This window comes from Pseudomonas sp. NPDC089569, from assembly GCF_050280625.1.
Classification (GTDB): Bacteria; Pseudomonadota; Gammaproteobacteria; order Pseudomonadales; family Pseudomonadaceae; genus Aquipseudomonas.
On record NZ_JBNNVQ010000018.1, the window covers coordinates 1 to 14,889 of the forward strand.

Consider the following 14,889-nt stretch of genomic DNA (forward strand, 5'->3'; position numbering starts at 1 on the left):
CGGCTGAACTGAAATTCAAGATCATCAAATTGATGGATGAGGGGCTTACGCAAGCTGAGGTTGCTCGGCGTCTAAAGATTGCAAAATCGACTGTTACCAGGCATCTGAAAAAAACGGACAAAAACTGATTCGTTGGAAAATCCAAATGCTGGGCAGGCCGTCAACACGTCCAGTGTTGACCGGAAGTCAATCGTCTGCCCGCAACTGAAAGACCACCCATCCCTGCCATCCACTTTGCCCAAAATTGAACCCGCCTAACTGATCAACCTTGCCCTATCAGTTCAGTACGAATATTCCGTCATAGCGCTTAAGCTGTTGAGAACCGTACGTCAAAACGTCTGACGTCAGCTTTCAGCATCCTTGCTGAAGCCAGCGCTCGCATAGTGACGATGGCGCTTACTCCCTCTTCTGGCTTAAAAGAGCACCAGCCACCGGTGAGTGCAATGCTCACACCAACTTGTAGGCGCTTCGCAACCGATGGCCAATAATCACTGCCCATCGAGTGATGGCTATTACCAGTGCACAGACCACAACATAGGGTAAGGACTGCCAGAAACCCATGATGTGCACCAGATTAAAAGTCGCCTTGAAAACGTCATGCGACTTCTCCGTGAGTTGATGCAGTACTACGGGGAAAACCAGGCAAGCTACGACGCGTTTGGCCAAGGCAGTCTGGGTATAGCTGAACAGCTTTTTGAGTCTGACTTTCACAAGATTCAAGACGGGTAACTCCTTTTTCGGTGAACAAGAAATCTGCCCCCCAAATGTTTCCCTGATTTCCAGATCCTTGCATCTCAAAATAGGGGTTGGAATTCCCGGCACGTCGGTCGCGACGACACGTGATCACGACATAGACTAAATTCTGCGTGAAAGGTCTCCGAGCAATCGACGAGTCAGTAAAATAGGTCGCGGCAACCTGGAACTTACCGGCAGCCTTATTTGCGATACGGAACGCTGCAATACGGCTGCACCTCAAGACTGCCAACAAGTGCAATACTTCGTTGACGAGCATGGCCTCTGCTCGAACGCTCAAGGACTGCCCCATCATGAACCTGCCTTCTTCCGCACAAGCTGCTTACCAGCCAGACTTTGCTCTGCACACGCTGGGTTGGAAAGCGTTTCAGGATCTCTGCGCTCAAGTATGCAGTGAATCCCTTCATCGGGCGGTTTCAACCTATCGAGAAGCTCAAGATGGCGGCCAAGATGCAGTGTTCCTGCTGGAGGATGAAACTGGACTGTCCCAAGAGGCGACCGTCCAATGCAAATTCAGTGGCAAGCCTGAGCGCCGCCTGAAAGTCAGCGATATATGCTCTGAGCTAGAAAGCGTGGCGTCTTTGGTTCAAGACGGTCGCGCGACTAGCTATTACCTGATCACAAACATGGGAGTGGATGCCCCTGTAGCAGCCAACATACGAGATCTACTGAAAGCTCACGGTGTTCAATCCCCCCATGTGTTTGGTAAGGAATGGCTGACGACCGAGATTCGTGCCAGTGCCCGCTTGAGAGCCTTGGTACCCAGGGTCTATGGTCTCGGAGATCTGTCATCAATCATTGACGAACGATGTGCGACACAGACCCGTGCGCTGCTGGGACATCTTCTTCCCTCCCTCCGAATCTACGTTCCCACAGACGCACACAGAGCAGCGGTCAAGGTGCTCGGAGAACATCGACTCGTATTGCTTCTAGGAGCACCGGCAGCTGGTAAGTCGATGCTCGCGGCTATCCTCGCAACGATGGCAGCAGACACTGATCAGTTGGAGTGCTTTAAGTGTGACGGCCCATTGGAAATAAAAACGCATTGGAACCCTAATGAGCCCAAGAGACTGTTTTGGGTGGACGATGCATTTGGCCCAAACCAGATGAGGGAAGATTACGTAGATTCCTGGATTGAATTCCTTCCCAAGATGAAGACTGCATTGGAGCAGGGCTGCTATTTCATACTCACCTCCCGGACGCACATCTGGAATGAAGCCAAGCTTCGTCTCGGAACTCGTAACCACCAACTGCTTGCTAGCGGGAAAGCGACCGTTCAGGTAGGTCAGCTGCTTGCGAGTGAGCGTGAGCAGATTCTGTACAACCACATCAAAGCTGGTGTGCAGCCTCACGACTGGAAAAGTCGGGTTAAACCTCACTTAACCGGCATTTCAGAAGACCTAAACCTGCTACCTGAAATCGCACGACGCCTTGGCGATCCCACCTACACATCCGCAATCAAAAAACTTCCAGATGACCTTATCCGCTTCATCAATCATCCACAGGATTTTTTGAAAGACACGATCAATGAGTTAGCCACTCCCCAATTAGCAGCCATGACCATCGTGTTTCTTTCACGGTCGCGCCTGCCAGTTCAAGGCGAGCTTGAAGGCATCCAAATGGTTGCGGATAAATTTGGTACCTCGGAAGCGCTCATCTCCCAGGCGTTCCTTCAACTGAAAGATTCCTTCCTGACGCAAAAAGAGGAAAACCACGAGATCTACTGGTCTTTCATTCACCCGACTTTCGCAGACGCCATCAGCAGCATTCTCAGTGCTCGTCCAGACTTGGTGGGCTTCTACCTCAAAGGTGCAAAAACAGGGACGATTCTGACTGAAGCCGTCTGCGATGGAGCGCCGAGCGTGAAAGACGCCGTGTTAATCCGTACAGCGCATTTTGAAACTTTGGCTGAGCGATTGTTGGAAATTCCAAACGAACCCAACGAAAACGAAAACTTGTTTTCCTTCCTTAGCAGACGTGCCCCTCTGCCCTTTCTGAAGCGGCTTATAGAGTTGGAACCAGAGCTGCTGCGCCGCAGAGGTCGCTCTGGGCTTTGGCACAAAATCGCATGGCGGGCCGAGTATCGTACGTTTGCCCAGGCGCATTCGATGTTACTCCTCCCTGAGGACGTAAGAAGTCGGAGCTGCGTTGACCTGGAGAGGGCCGCGCTCAAAGACTGGGATATTTCGTTTTTCCCCAGCGAAGAGATTCTGAGCCTGTTCAGGCCCCATGAGCTGATCACTTTAACCGTGAAGATTCTTGATATCCTCAATAATCACATCTCCCAGGAGATCACAGATATTGAGGAGGATGTGGATCTTGATTTCGATATCGAGGATCAGTTTTTGAAGGTCACATCGTTCATAAAAAACGCCGAAGTATTGGCCATCAATGACGAAGACCTGAAGCAACATCTGCGACAGCTTTCATACGATGCCCGTGTCGCAATTTCTGCATGCGAGCACAGGCAATCGGAAGATCAGGGCACGAGCGTGTTCTTTGACATGCCCACGGCTGAAGCACCATCCAGCAGGGGGCAGCGCTCTACGTTCAGTGACATCGACGAAGATTAGGCATGCAACTCGTCCTTACCCAGATCGTTCCTTCCAGTGACTCACCAGGTCTGTAAGCCCGTGTGGCCCGTCTGCGCAGTAAACGCAAAGATCAGGCCTGACTTAAGAAGGACTCATTGGGCATCCAGGTCATCCAGGATGCGAATCCTAGATGGCCTGAGCAGGATCTTGAGCACACGCCACGATTACACCGTGTCACAGTTCCTTCGGTTCGTTCCCTATCCGGAATGAGTGCTGACGAGTCGTAGCGAGGAAACCGGTACGTTCAGGGAGCAACCAGACCGTCACGCCCTGAGATTCCAACGCCGGATTTGCGCGGGCATGCTCTCTCCCCAACGCCTCTTGCAGCATTCACGGGAGCCTGTGAGCAGCGGTACCGATCTACCGACCACAGAGGCTAAAGACCCGCGTTCTGTAGCTCTTGGAGGTACGTATCAAACCACGCGGTATCCCATTCCATGGCGTGGCAGAGCGCCAACAGCTGGTGCTCATCACAGATACCACGCTGGGTGATTATATCGTGAGTACTACGATCGACTATCAAACCATTCCAGACCATACTGATCAGATCAACTGAAATTGATTGACGTCGTATATGGTGGAATTCAGCAGTCCGAAAGCCAAGAGGCTGGCGTGTAAGCTCATCACACATAATGCCATATACCGACATGCGTTTTTTCTTGAGCTCCCTCACCGTATCGGAAATCAATTCCGAGTGCCTCATCCTTATGACTTCAGCAGGATCGGAATCCCGAGCGCTCCGTCCCATTTGATCTGACACACGCAGATACTCTCTGCGCTTATGATCTATTGGGCCGAGTATGAGCTCGTTCAACCTATAAATCACCGCAGAATATTTAACGCAAAGGCCATCACCAAAATTAGCCTTATCCTTCTTTAGGATGCCATCAACAAAATAATCAGCTGTTGCCTTGTCAGTACGCCAAATAGCAGCCAGTTGCTCGGCGTTGATCCAAACTGCTCCTGTACCATCGACCAATGTCCCGGATTGCCAGGCGTTGTAGGTACGCCTGGCGTGCCTTTGGTTTACATGGCTAGGAAGGTTCTTCAAGTCGAAATTCAAACTATTGAATTCGCCAAATAAGGGACGAAGTTGCTTATCATCGTCCATTCTTGATCATCCTTTCATACAACCCGTTCACCACAGCAGAAGCTTGGGTGGCATTAACATGACTGCATTTATCCGGATAGATAAAGGTATATTTTGACCGCCAGCTTTTAGCCTTTTTTAGATCCTTGTAGTGCGCCTGCGTTATACCAAGCTTCTCCTGCTGCTGCTCGCCATCAAACTCAGTAAGTTCGTAGATCGCTTTCGCCTCTTCAGATAAGAAGTATTCCTCTTTCAGTCGAGTTTTGTAGTTCATTAAAAAGCGAAACATACCCCGCATGCGTTCGAACTCATCCCACGTCTTGACGCCATCAAAGCTGACGTCGTCAGGAAGCAGAGCCTTTAGCTCAGATGACAGTTCCTCAAGCGTGTAGGCAGACTCAAGCTCCTCCTGGCTCATGTCCAAGAGGCTCTTGGTTTCAATGTCTTTCGTGTTGCCCATAATTCCCTCAATGTCAGACACGGCGGCAAAACTTCAATTAACCCAAGCGGATAACGCCTGGCAAGCGTCTGCGAACAACCTACCATGCGATGACCAAGAGCGCTGATCAGACTGGCTTGAGGTTCATCTTGGCCTCAAAAATCAGCAGATCGCTCTCACTATTCTCGACCATTTTGTTGACCAGACGTGGGCTCACTTCGATCTCGCCGCTGATTGTCGCCCGTACCGTTTCGGGGTACTTCTCCAGCATCAGATCCACTAGGCCATGGCTGTACCCATCACGGATCAGCTTGATCTTGGTGTCATCCGCCGTACCGTACTTGATGAGTTTGTAGAACCCAGGATCGAGTGCACCTACGCCGTTCAAAACCTCGACAAATTTGAAGATTTTGTTGTCGAAGAAATCGTCCTCATCCTTGAGACGGACAATGGCTAGGTTGATTCGCTCGGCGTCATCCTTTTTGGAGATCCTGACCCAGCTCTCGTGCTTGCTCTCACGGTAAGTCGTGTCTCCCCAGCGGCCCACGAACACGTAATCGTTACCGCTATTTTCCACCAGCTTCGTCCAGTACCTGAGCGTCAACCGGATGGTCTGCTTCACGCTGTATTTATTCAGCTTCCAATCCAGCAGCATGGCGTAGAATTTCCGTGCAGCCTCTTCCTTGAGACGCAGTAGGTCACTGTACTCGCGGTTCTCGTCGAAGTGGTCAATAAAGGATCTCGCGATCGCAAGCATCAGCCTGTCAACGGTATTGATCTGCCCATTTACCTCAATGCTTCGTTGGATCTTGGCATCAATGGCCTCCTCTTCCGAGAACACGTCAATTTCACTGACGCTATTCGCGATGAGAAGCTTGCCCACCGCTGTCTGGACGTACCTGCACTCGCGATCACGAACAACACCAGGGTGCAGGTTTTCGAGCCGAGCAACGGCGTCTTCATACAGTTCAGACACCTTACCCTCAACGATGTTGGTGGCCTCAAGCAGTACGTTGCTGACGGTGTCCTTGTCGACCTTAGAAACGTTGACAGCCTTCTGGTAGTAGGCCTCCAGATCAGCTCGCTTGCTGGTGTAGCCATCCACCCCCAAGAGATAAATACTGGACTCTAGCTTCTTCAATGCAGCCTCTGCCCCTGGCGCAAACACTTCACTGAACCGGTTAACACGTCCCACCAAATTCTTGAACTGGGAAGAGGTCAAGTAGCTTCGCCCTTTGGTAAAGTCGAAGACAAAAAGCCGCTCGATCGGCAGGTTCACCCCCTCCAATAGGGTTGAATTACAGACTAGGAATTTCATTTTCTTGGAGCTGCTGAAGAGGTTTTCCAGGTACAGACGAATAGTGTCGGGAATCGAGCCGTGGTGGTACATGACCCCTTTACGCAAGCAATCAATAAGCTTGTAACGCCGGTCAAAAATCTCCTCCAACTCGTCGCACGCTGTCTGGATGAGCGGGCATTTCACAGATGGCAGCACTGCGGCCAATTCGACAGCGAATGACTCGATGCTTTTCTTCTTGTTGCCGTAGACGATGTTCTTGGACAGCGCCTCGCCCTTGATTAGCTCGAAGCAGTTGGCGTACTTCCTGTCGAATTCCATCAAGTCATTGAGGAAATGGTCGTAGAGCTTGAGCTTTGTCTCGCCCCTCCCGCCCCTGAAATCCCTGATGTAGAAGCGCTCAGATTTGATGTACTCGTCGATCTTGAACCCCGTGGGGGTCATGTCAAGAAACCGCACCCGGACACTGAGCTCATCGCACAGGAAAGGCGTCAGGAATTTGAAGGACGTCTCGGGATTCCGAGCACCCAAGATGCACAGCATGGCCGCGAGCAACTCACTCCTCCGGTCGCTCTGCAGCAGGTTATGTGCTTCGTCCACGAAGACCATATCGAAGGTCAGGCCGACGTTCTCGTTTAGGAGCCTATTGAGCCGTTCCTGGGTCAAGACAAACGCTCTGTTGTTCCGCTCCACTGAGAACATTTCGGGGTGGGTCACCACCTTACCCAGCCCTTCGATGTCCGCGTAGATCAAACGCTTTTTTGTCTGAGCCAAGAGTGCCTTCGACGGCACGAGGATCAGCACTCGCTTCTCCGGATTCTCCCTCACCGACTGGATGATGAGTTCAGACTTGCCGTAGGAGGTCGGAGCGACCACGACGGAGGACTTACGGTACTCCGATTGAACGAATGTCCGCAGGGCGTCCTGTTGCTCAGTCAGCACAATGCCCTGGTCGCGAAAGGTGTCGACGTAGCTGCCCACGATGTTCCGGATGAACGATTCGCTCCGAGGATCATCTTGGGAAAAATGGCTGCTGATCACAGCAGAGATGGGGTGCAGTCCGCTGTTGAGCGCTACATCGTAGAGCGCCTGATATTGGCCAGATGCGTTCCCGTAGAACAGGATGATGCGGTAGCCCAGACGTCGGATCTCGGGCGTTTTGTGATTCAGGAGCAGCACCGCGATGGCCAGAAGCTTGACGATCTCCGAGTTCTCCAGTTCATCTCCTTTGAGAAGCTGAAAATACAGACCTTTGAATTTGGTATTGGCCAGTTTCCTGATAGTCAGCTCTTCCATGCTAGTGCCCCGCTTCCGTTTTCAAAAACGCTTCCAGCTTTTCCATGGTTCCTTTGTGAAGGGACAACACCCACACCGTCTTGAACACCGAGTCCTCCACCAGCTTAGTGGTGAATTTGGACACAGTCTGCTCGGCGATTGATTGGGAAACATCACTGAACAGGGCGGCTATAAGAAACACATTGTTGTCCGAGGCTGTGGCGCCATTTCCTTCGGCCAAGTCACCTTCAAGCTCCAAGATCTCGATAACAGAGTCTCGGTACTTGGCCTTGTTGTGGATGGCATTGCGAGCAGCATTGATCGCATTGAGCCAGTGGTTGAGCTCCGGCTCCGCCAAACGCCTCTTGAGATCATCCCTTGCCAGGCGTAGCAGCGCGCTGGTGGCCGAACATGAGGTCTTGTCCTTCCCTTTACCACCTGACTTGACCTCGGTGATCCAGACGTTGTTTTTCGAGGTCTCATACAGCAGAAGGTCGAATCCCTTGCGGATGCTCTTTTCTTCCATATTGAAGAATGGTGAGACGACGTCGAAATCAGGGAACAGCTTCAGGATAATGACATGGGAAAGGAGCTCTCCCAGCATGCCGATCCGGGTTTCCCAAGCTTTCTGGGAATAGCGCTCTTCCCAGAAATGCTTGATCGTTGCAGGGTATTTGTAGATCGCCCTGTCCTTGCTGGCTTGGTCAGCGCCATGACAGATCCGCGTGAGGTTATCCCTCAGCGCCTGCTTGAGCTCATCAGAAAAATTCTCGACACAACACAGGGCATACTGATCGACCTGCTTGAAGCTGACGCCGTCCATAACACTTCCCACAGAGCAGAAACCGCAGAGTCCTCATGCGGTTGAACACACATTTGATGATCCCGTCCCGAGTCAGGGTAGGTAACAGCTGGTCAGAGACAAGCGTATGCAAGGTGAATCTGGAGACACGCAATAGCGGCACCGTGCCATCCCAACCGCAAATTAGCGTGATCGATGGTGACAGGTAAACAAAAATTGGAGCTAATTTTGGTGCAAATCGTCGAAGTCGGATTTAAGGACAAGATGAGTGCATTTGAAGGCAACGGATCAGAAGACCCACAGCATTGTAGATAACCCCATACACCGACGTTGACTGTTGCCAATCAAAACGTAAACCGTGTTCGATGCTGGCATTCCAATTCGTGAGCTGCAGGACAATAGTTGATCAATCTTTGCAGCCTTTGCAGGGGCCTTCTGCGCGGTATTGGAGTGAATGAGCATTCGAGATTGATAGAAGTCGGCTAAGACCTGATGAGTCGGTATCGGGCGGCAGCCTAGTGAACTGCCCCCTTGCTATAGCAATTTTTGTGGGGAAGATCTCAATCGGTACTCACTAGGTGAGTAAAGGCCGATGGAGATCCACCATGCCGTAAACGGTAGCCAGGCAATTCGTGTGGGGCCACACACACTTACACACTTACACACTTCGCCTGCCCTTTTGTCCAATAAGGGTTCGATTCCCTTCACCCGCTCCAATCGATTCTTGTCTCACGTCATTTTGACGGGGGATGCAGCCAAAGAAAAAACCGGCCTTGATGGCCGGTTTTTTTGTGCCCGGAATTTGGCTGGATCTGGAAGTTCTTACACCTCCTGAAAATTCTCGCAATACACAAGAAAGCTTCATTGCAGCCTCGCCTGAGCCATCACTTCATCGCCCTCCTAGACTCTCCCTGTCGCCTGAAGTCACCAAAAACTGGAACGTTTTGGTGGTTATAGTGTTGATAACAAAAAATCAGTAGGTATAGTAACCACAAGCACACCACAGGGAGGTGATGTGAATAGCCGATTTTTGATAAGCCAGCTCGTTGCGGATGGATGGTATCTGGTACGAATCCGAGGGAGTCATCATCACTTCAAGCATCCGGTGAAGCCGGGGCTGGTGACGGTCCCTCATCCGAAAAAGGACCTGCTCAAGAAAACGGCCATCAGTATTTTGCAACAGGCGCTGCTCTAGCGAGCCCGATGCGCCGAGTCCCTGGAGGACACTGAACATGCTTTACCCGATTGCGATTTCAATGGGCGACGAAGAGCACGCCTGGGGAGTGGAAGTACCGGACATTCCAGGATGCTTCTCCGCCGGGGAAGACCTGGACGATGCCATGGCCATGGCGCGGGAAGCCATTGAAGGCCATTTCGAAATTCTGGCCGAAGACGGCTCACCCATTCCGCCCGCCAATAAAGTGACCTTGCACGCCGCCAACCCGAAATACGCGGGTTGTGCCTGGGCGCTGGTGGACATCGACGTTACAAAATACCTGGGCAAGGCTCAGAAACTGAACATCACGTTGCCTGGCTACCTGCTCAATCGGATTGATGAGTACGTTCTGCATCATCCGGAGGAGAAAAGCCGCTCCGGCTTTCTGGCTTCGGCGGCCCTGAAGGTTTTGCAGGGCTGAACCTGGCCACTGCGGTGTATGAACCGGCCTGAATGGCCGGTTTTTTGTGGAAGAGAATTAGCCTGTTACGTGTGGCACATGAATGTCAGTTGAATGGCGGACACTGTCGTCATCTGTTCAGCCACCGTCGCGAGCTGGCTCGCTCCCACAGGGGCGCGTTTACAAATCCACAACGCTCGACGTGTTTCCCTTCCCCGCCCGAACCATTAGGGTTTCCAATCACCCTCTGCACCGCGCAGCCGTGGACGAACACGCGCTTTCATTTTCGAGGGAACCCAAACGGCGACGTCTGGCGTTGCCAATGAAATGACTCGACAGAGCACCCTGACATGACTCAAAACATCTACGACGACCCCGGATTTTTCCTGGGCTACAGCCAGATGGCCCGCTCGATAGGCGGCCTGGATGCCGCGCCGGAATGGCCTGCGCTGAAATCGATGTTGCCACCGATGCAGGGCTTGAAGGTGGTGGACCTCGGTTGCGGTTACGGCTGGTTTTGCCGTTGGGCCAGTGAGCAAGGCGCCGCCAGCCTGCTTGGCCTGGACGTTTCGCAGAAAATGCTTGAGCGGGCGCGCAACACGACCCGCGCCGCCAACATCCGTTACGAGCACGCCGACCTGGAACACATCGATTTGCCGGCAAACAGTTTCGATCTTGCCTACAGCTCTCTTGCGTTGCATTACATCAAGGATTTGCCGGGCCTGTTCGCCAACCTCCATGCCGCCCTGAAGCCTGGCGCGCGCTTCGTGTTTTCCATCGAACACCCGATCTTCATGGCGCCGCGCAATCCCGGCTGGATCATCGATATCAAAGGTCGCAAGCGCTGGCCAGTCGATTGCTACCAAATGGAGGGTGAACGCGTAACCAACTGGCTGGCGGACGGTGTGGTCAAACAGCACCGCACAGTTGGCACCTTGCTCAACCTGCTCATTGAAGCCGGCTTCGACATCCGGCACGTCAACGAATGGGGCCCGTCCGATGCCGAGGTCGCGGCGCAACCTGCGCTGGCCGAGGAGCGAGAACGGCCGATGTTGATGCTGGTTGGCGTACAACGCTAAGCGCCTGCTGTTGCAGCTCGTATTGTTTGCGTATAGAACCGCAAACGCCGGTAAAGAAGCCGTAGTCCTGCGTTGAGCCTGACGACAGATGCCCTATTGTGCCATCTCACCGTTCGCCAGGAGGTCGATATGGACAGTTCAGAGTTGGGGATACTGATCATTTCAATGATCGGGTTGTTCGGCTTTTCTTCATTTGTTTTTGAATACCTGAGTACCAGACGTTCGAGGAAAAGCAAATCCCGGTGATTGTTCCCGGCATTCGAAAAAAGGGATAGAAGTGACAGCTATCCCTTTTTCATTTCAGCGAGTGGCCACCAGAAACAGGCGCGGGAACGGCAGCAGTACCGATCCATCGGCCAACGCCGGATAGGCCTGTTCGATGGCCGCTTGATACTGCTTCAAATACTGCGCACGCTCCGCCTCATCCAGCGGTTGGAGAAAGGGCCGCAAACCGCTGCCCTTGAACCACTCGACCACCGCAGAGGCGCCACCGGCCAGCGGATGATGATAGGTGGTGCGCCACACGTCGACGCGGCGACAGTGGGGCTTGAGCATCGAGTAATAGGTGCCGGCATCGGCCATTTCCGTGCGCTGAGTAGCGGCTCCCAAAAGTCTGGCGGCCCAGGGCCCTTGTGCCGCGACTTCACGCATCAAGCGGTGGGAAGGTTGGTTGAGGTTATCCGGCATCTGGATCGCCAGGCTGCCACCGGGCGCCAGTTTGCTCACCAGCGAAGGCAGCAACGCTGCGTGATCAGGCACCCACTGCAATACCGCATTGGCAAAAATCAAATCGAAGGGCCCGTTGTCGCTCCAGGTGTCGATATCGGCAATATCGAACTGCACCTGCGGCAAACGCTTGCGTGCGGCGTCGATCATGTCAGTGGAGCTGTCCAGCCCTCGCACCGTGGCGCCGGTAAAGCGCTCCACCAGCAACTCGGTAGAGTTGCCGGGGCCACAACCGATGTCGATGGCGGTGCGCACGTCGGCAGCGGGAATGGCCGCCAGCAAGTCACGGGCGGGGCGGGTGCGTTCATCTTCAAAAGCGACGTATTGTCTGGCGGACCAACTCATTGCGTTCTCCTGTCGGTGCGTTGTTCGGGCCAAAGCCGACAACCTGTTCACTACGATACCGCGATGGCCAGGGGTAGTGCTCCCGCAAAACCACCTTTTACGACATACCAAAGCCCGGGCCGAATTTTCAGAGCGCCGCCACTGTCTGAATTTCAGGCGCCCTCTGATAAGGAAAATGGCCATGAAATTCGCAAAAATCGCGCAGAAACTCGCTCTTTGGGCCGGTAGCCCGAAGACATTCCTGGTGGCGATCCTTCTGATTTTTCTGTGGGGCTTGAGTGGGCCGATTTTCGGCTTCAATGACACCTGGCAACTGATCATCAACACCTCGACCACCATCATCACGTTCCTGATGGTGTTCCTGATCCAGAACACGCAGAACCGCGACACGGATATTCTGCATTTGAAGGTTGATGAGTTGCTGCGTGTGACAAAGGAAGCACAGAACGCGATGCTGGGACTTGAAGCGCTGGACCTGAAGGAGCTGGAAGCGCTGAGAAAGCACTATCGCAGTCTTGGCGAGGGCCTGACCATTTCCCTGGACGGCACGGTCGTCCAGGAAAAGGGCAAGCAGAATCTGAACGAATGTTGATCGGCAGTCAGCGGCTGGCTTGCAAAGCCCTAGCCATTTGCAGGTGATTTTGCAGTTTGGGCAGGGTTTCTTCGGCGTACGCCTTGATCTGCGGCACGTCGGTCGTCAGCGCGGTTTGTTGAAGTTGCTCAATGGCTTGCTCAGTGGTTTGCACCTGATTCGCCGCATAGGCCTCATCGAAGGACTCGCCCTCCATGACTTGCGGCATCAAGGCTCTGGCCTTGTCCATCACTTCCTCGCGCGGCGCCACCGGCAGATCCAGTTGCTTGGCAATCCTGGCCAAATGCTGGTTGGCAGTGGTGCGGTCGTTGATCACGACAATGGTGTAGTCCTTGACCTCTTTGGATTCGGACTTCTGGTGCGCCAGGCGACTGGTTTCGATTTCGGCGATGCCCTGGGCCGAAGCATCGTTGATGAATTCGGCAGGCGTCTGGGCCAGGGCGCTGCCGGCGCAGAACCCCAACAGGGTGATAAAAAGGCTGTTGCGAAAACGGGTGGCCATCCGGTTCATGGTCGCGCCCTCCTCCAGAAATTCAAACGGGAGCTTTCGCCCCCGCTTCTCAATCAAAACCACCTGCAACCGTTAGCGAGATTTTTGATCGCTATGTCCGCCTTTCCGGCCCATATCGGGTTTGGAGGGTTCTTTATCCACGGTCGTGGTGGTGGTTTTCCCGCCTTTGCGACCGGCTTCAGAAGCCTTGGTTCGATCGTTGGCGAAGTTTCCCGAGTTCGAGTTTCTTGAATTAGGCATGATTCTCTTCCTCTTGATAATGATCGCGACAAGCTTGCGCCCGCATAGAATCTGAATTTGCGTCTATCAAAAGGTTTAGAAAACCTGAGTTCGCCACGACGAACGGTGGCGGACGTTCAGACGAGTCTCAGGTGGTGTTCGCGCTTGGCCGAGTACATCGCTTCATCGGCATGCCTGAACAGCTGCTTTTCTTCGGTGCCATGTTCGGGGTACTGCGCCACACCGATGCTCGGCTGGATTTTCAGGCTGTGCCCATCCAGGCGCAAGGGTTGGGCCAGGACCTGGCGGATTTTCCCGGCCACGCAGTCGGCGTCTCCCGAGGCATGGATGCTGTGCAGCAACACCACGAATTCGTCCCCGCCGATACGCGCCACGGTATCGGTTTCTCGCACACAGCCTTTGAGGCGATTGGCAACTGTCTGCAACAGCATGTCACCCACCGCATGCCCATGGGTGTCGTTGACTTCCTTGAAGCGGTCGAGGTCGACATACAGCAATGCCATGCGTCCGCCCTCTTCACGCGCGGCTTCAAGTGCAATCTTGAGCCGGTCGCGCAGCAGTTCACGGTTGGGCAACTGGGTCAACTGGTCGTACTGCGCCATGCGTTGCAGGCGCGCGTGCAATTGCTTGCGTTCGATCGCCGTTGCGACCTGGGCGCAGACATACTGCAACAGTTCTTTATCCTGCTCGGTGTAGCGATCACCACCGGGCATGCTTTTAACGATCAGCGCGCCAATGGTGCCCTTCTGCGAGTTCAACGGCACGCCCAGCCAACAGGGCGCCTCCTGTCCGGCCACGAGCGTCTCGAAACCGACCGGCGGTTGCTCCTGATCCGGGGTCAACAGGATCGGCAAGCCGGTACGAATCACCTCGCCACACAGGCGTCCGGTGATCGTGCCGGGCTGCTCGGGCTGAGGCTCATGATCGTCGACGTGGTACGGAAACTTCAGTTCGGCGCAGTGTTCGTCATACAACGCCACGGAGAAATTCAGCGCAGGCAGCCATTCGCCGATAATCAAATGAACGCGCTTGAACAGCGCCAGCAAGTCTTCCGCCGCATGTGCCGCCTCGGAAATCGCATAGAGCGCCGCCTGCCGAGACTCAGCCTGCTTGCGCTCGGTGATGTCACGGGCCACGGCGATGCGCAGTTGATCGACTTCCGACCAGCGCGCCGACCAGAGGATGTGCACCACCTGGCCATCCTTGCGCAGGTAGCGGTTTTCGAAATTCAGCTTGGGTTCCCCGCCCATGATTTCTCGCGCAGCGTCGAGGGTGCGCTGGCGATCGGCCGGATGCACCAGGTCGATCATCTGCTGGCCGATCAGTTCGTCAGGGCTGTAGCCGAAAATTCGCTCGCAGGCCGCACTGACAAATACGAAGCGACCTTGTTTGTCGACCGCACAAACGGCATCCAGCAAAAGGTCGATGTAGCTCGCCAACGGAGCGGAATTTCTGGTGGTCATGGTGCCGAGCACGTGTCCGAACTATGCAGCAATAAGAAACCATCCCTGCCCCTGTGTATCCAGCCGA

Annotated in this window: 16 protein-coding genes; 7 read left to right on the plus strand and 9 right to left on the minus strand. The window is 53.8% G+C overall.

Translation table 11 applies throughout. From position 1 onward, the window contains the following. The first annotated feature begins 20 nt into the window (after nt 1–20). Nucleotides 21–128 carry a winged helix-turn-helix transcriptional regulator gene (locus tag ACQKP2_RS10785; protein ID WP_427576365.1) on the plus strand — a complete coding sequence of 36 codons (108 nt, stop codon included), beginning with the start codon at nt 21–23 and terminating at the stop codon, nt 126–128. 319 nt (nt 129–447) lie between these two features. On the opposite strand, the gene ACQKP2_RS10790 is transcribed toward ACQKP2_RS10785, so the two are convergent. After that, nucleotides 448–720: a hypothetical protein gene (locus ACQKP2_RS10790; protein WP_427576253.1), complete on the minus strand. Its 273-nt coding sequence runs from the start codon at nt 718–720 to the stop codon at nt 448–450. A gap of 326 nt (nt 721–1,046) precedes the next feature. Here ACQKP2_RS10790 and ACQKP2_RS10795 point away from each other — a divergent pair, with 326 nt between their 5' ends. Next, nucleotides 1,047–3,326: a restriction endonuclease gene (locus ACQKP2_RS10795; protein ID WP_427576254.1), complete on the plus strand. Its 2,280-nt coding sequence runs from the start codon at nt 1,047–1,049 to the stop codon at nt 3,324–3,326. Between the two features lie 397 nt (nt 3,327–3,723). Here the strand turns inward: ACQKP2_RS10795 and ACQKP2_RS10800 are convergent, their stop codons facing one another. The 4 genes from ACQKP2_RS10800 to ACQKP2_RS10815 all read right to left on the minus strand — a co-directional run bounded on the left by ACQKP2_RS10800 (nt 3,724) and on the right by ACQKP2_RS10815 (nt 8,271). Continuing rightward, a complete protein-coding gene (locus tag ACQKP2_RS10800) occupies nt 3,724–4,458 on the minus strand; it encodes a hypothetical protein (RefSeq protein ID WP_427576255.1) in 735 nt (244 codons plus the stop codon). Continuing rightward, nucleotides 4,448–4,897: a hypothetical protein gene (locus ACQKP2_RS10805; protein WP_427576256.1), complete on the minus strand. Its 450-nt coding sequence runs from the start codon at nt 4,895–4,897 to the stop codon at nt 4,448–4,450. The genes ACQKP2_RS10800 and ACQKP2_RS10805 overlap by 11 nt, the downstream gene beginning before the upstream one ends. 106 nt (nt 4,898–5,003) lie before the next feature. Next, nucleotides 5,004–7,469, minus strand: coding sequence for a DEAD/DEAH box helicase (locus ACQKP2_RS10810; protein WP_427576257.1), 2,466 nt, complete (start codon nt 7,467–7,469; stop codon nt 5,004–5,006). 1 nt (nt 7,470) lies between these two features. Then, complete coding sequence (locus tag ACQKP2_RS10815; RefSeq protein ID WP_427576258.1) at nt 7,471–8,271, minus strand: hypothetical protein; 801 nt, start codon at nt 8,269–8,271, stop codon at nt 7,471–7,473. A 728-nt stretch (nt 8,272–8,999) separates the two neighbouring features. Between ACQKP2_RS10815 and ACQKP2_RS10820 the strand changes: the two genes are divergently transcribed. The 4 genes from ACQKP2_RS10820 to ACQKP2_RS10835 all read left to right on the plus strand — a co-directional run bounded on the left by ACQKP2_RS10820 (nt 9,000) and on the right by ACQKP2_RS10835 (nt 10,945). Next, nucleotides 9,000–9,230, plus strand: a complete 231-nt coding sequence (locus ACQKP2_RS10820; RefSeq protein ID WP_427576259.1) for a hypothetical protein — start codon at nt 9,000–9,002, stop codon at nt 9,228–9,230. A 35-nt stretch (nt 9,231–9,265) separates the two neighbouring features. Further along, the gene (locus ACQKP2_RS10825) at nt 9,266–9,445 is read left to right on the plus strand and encodes a type II toxin-antitoxin system HicA family toxin (RefSeq protein WP_427576260.1); all 180 of its coding nucleotides are present in this window, start codon (nt 9,266–9,268) and stop codon (nt 9,443–9,445) included. 37 nt (nt 9,446–9,482) lie between these two features. Further along, entirely contained in the window at nt 9,483–9,887 is a 405-nt protein-coding gene (locus ACQKP2_RS10830; RefSeq protein ID WP_427576261.1) for a type II toxin-antitoxin system HicB family antitoxin, read from the plus strand. A gap of 329 nt (nt 9,888–10,216) precedes the next feature. Continuing rightward, entirely contained in the window at nt 10,217–10,945 is a 729-nt protein-coding gene (locus tag ACQKP2_RS10835; protein ID WP_427576262.1) for a class I SAM-dependent methyltransferase, read from the plus strand. A 300-nt stretch (nt 10,946–11,245) separates the two neighbouring features. Here the strand turns inward: ACQKP2_RS10835 and tam are convergent, their stop codons facing one another. Further along, nucleotides 11,246–12,016: a trans-aconitate 2-methyltransferase gene (gene tam / locus ACQKP2_RS10840; protein WP_427576263.1), complete on the minus strand. Its 771-nt coding sequence runs from the start codon at nt 12,014–12,016 to the stop codon at nt 11,246–11,248. Between the two features lie 181 nt (nt 12,017–12,197). Here tam and ACQKP2_RS10845 point away from each other — a divergent pair, with 181 nt between their 5' ends. After that, nucleotides 12,198–12,608, plus strand: coding sequence for a low affinity iron permease family protein (locus tag ACQKP2_RS10845; protein WP_427576264.1), 411 nt, complete (start codon nt 12,198–12,200; stop codon nt 12,606–12,608). Between the two features lie 7 nt (nt 12,609–12,615). Here ACQKP2_RS10845 and ACQKP2_RS10850 read toward each other — a convergent pair whose 3' ends face one another. The 3 genes from ACQKP2_RS10850 to ACQKP2_RS10860 form a co-directional block, all read right to left on the minus strand. After that, nucleotides 12,616–13,119, minus strand: coding sequence for a DUF4142 domain-containing protein (locus tag ACQKP2_RS10850; RefSeq protein WP_427576265.1), 504 nt, complete (start codon nt 13,117–13,119; stop codon nt 12,616–12,618). Nucleotides 13,120–13,191: 72 nt separating this feature from the next. Beyond that, nucleotides 13,192–13,359, minus strand: a complete 168-nt coding sequence (locus tag ACQKP2_RS10855; RefSeq protein WP_427576266.1) for a KGG domain-containing protein — start codon at nt 13,357–13,359, stop codon at nt 13,192–13,194. Between the two features lie 116 nt (nt 13,360–13,475). Next, complete coding sequence (locus tag ACQKP2_RS10860; protein ID WP_427576267.1) at nt 13,476–14,822, minus strand: diguanylate cyclase domain-containing protein; 1,347 nt, start codon at nt 14,820–14,822, stop codon at nt 13,476–13,478. Between the last annotated feature and the right edge of the window lie 67 nt (nt 14,823–14,889).

Coding starts and splice junctions, on each gene's coding strand:
- ACQKP2_RS10855 (WP_427576266.1), bottom strand. CDS start 13,359: ATGCCTAATTCAAGAAACTCGAACTCGGGAAACTTCGCCAACGATCGA.
- ACQKP2_RS10820 (WP_427576259.1), top strand. CDS start 9,000: ATGCAGCCAAAGAAAAAACCGGCCTTGATGGCCGGTTTTTTTGTGCCC.
- ACQKP2_RS10830 (WP_427576261.1), top strand. CDS start 9,483: ATGCTTTACCCGATTGCGATTTCAATGGGCGACGAAGAGCACGCCTGG.
- ACQKP2_RS10805 (WP_427576256.1), bottom strand. CDS start 4,897: ATGGGCAACACGAAAGACATTGAAACCAAGAGCCTCTTGGACATGAGC.
- tam (WP_427576263.1), bottom strand. CDS start 12,016: ATGAGTTGGTCCGCCAGACAATACGTCGCTTTTGAAGATGAACGCACC.
- ACQKP2_RS10800 (WP_427576255.1), bottom strand. CDS start 4,458: ATGGACGATGATAAGCAACTTCGTCCCTTATTTGGCGAATTCAATAGT.
- ACQKP2_RS10810 (WP_427576257.1), bottom strand. CDS start 7,469: ATGGAAGAGCTGACTATCAGGAAACTGGCCAATACCAAATTCAAAGGT.
- ACQKP2_RS10850 (WP_427576265.1), bottom strand. CDS start 13,119: ATGAACCGGATGGCCACCCGTTTTCGCAACAGCCTTTTTATCACCCTG.
- ACQKP2_RS10815 (WP_427576258.1), bottom strand. CDS start 8,271: ATGGACGGCGTCAGCTTCAAGCAGGTCGATCAGTATGCCCTGTGTTGT.
- ACQKP2_RS10845 (WP_427576264.1), top strand. CDS start 12,198: ATGAAATTCGCAAAAATCGCGCAGAAACTCGCTCTTTGGGCCGGTAGC.
- ACQKP2_RS10860 (WP_427576267.1), bottom strand. CDS start 14,822: ATGACCACCAGAAATTCCGCTCCGTTGGCGAGCTACATCGACCTTTTG.
- ACQKP2_RS10795 (WP_427576254.1), top strand. CDS start 1,047: ATGAACCTGCCTTCTTCCGCACAAGCTGCTTACCAGCCAGACTTTGCT.
- ACQKP2_RS10835 (WP_427576262.1), top strand. CDS start 10,217: ATGACTCAAAACATCTACGACGACCCCGGATTTTTCCTGGGCTACAGC.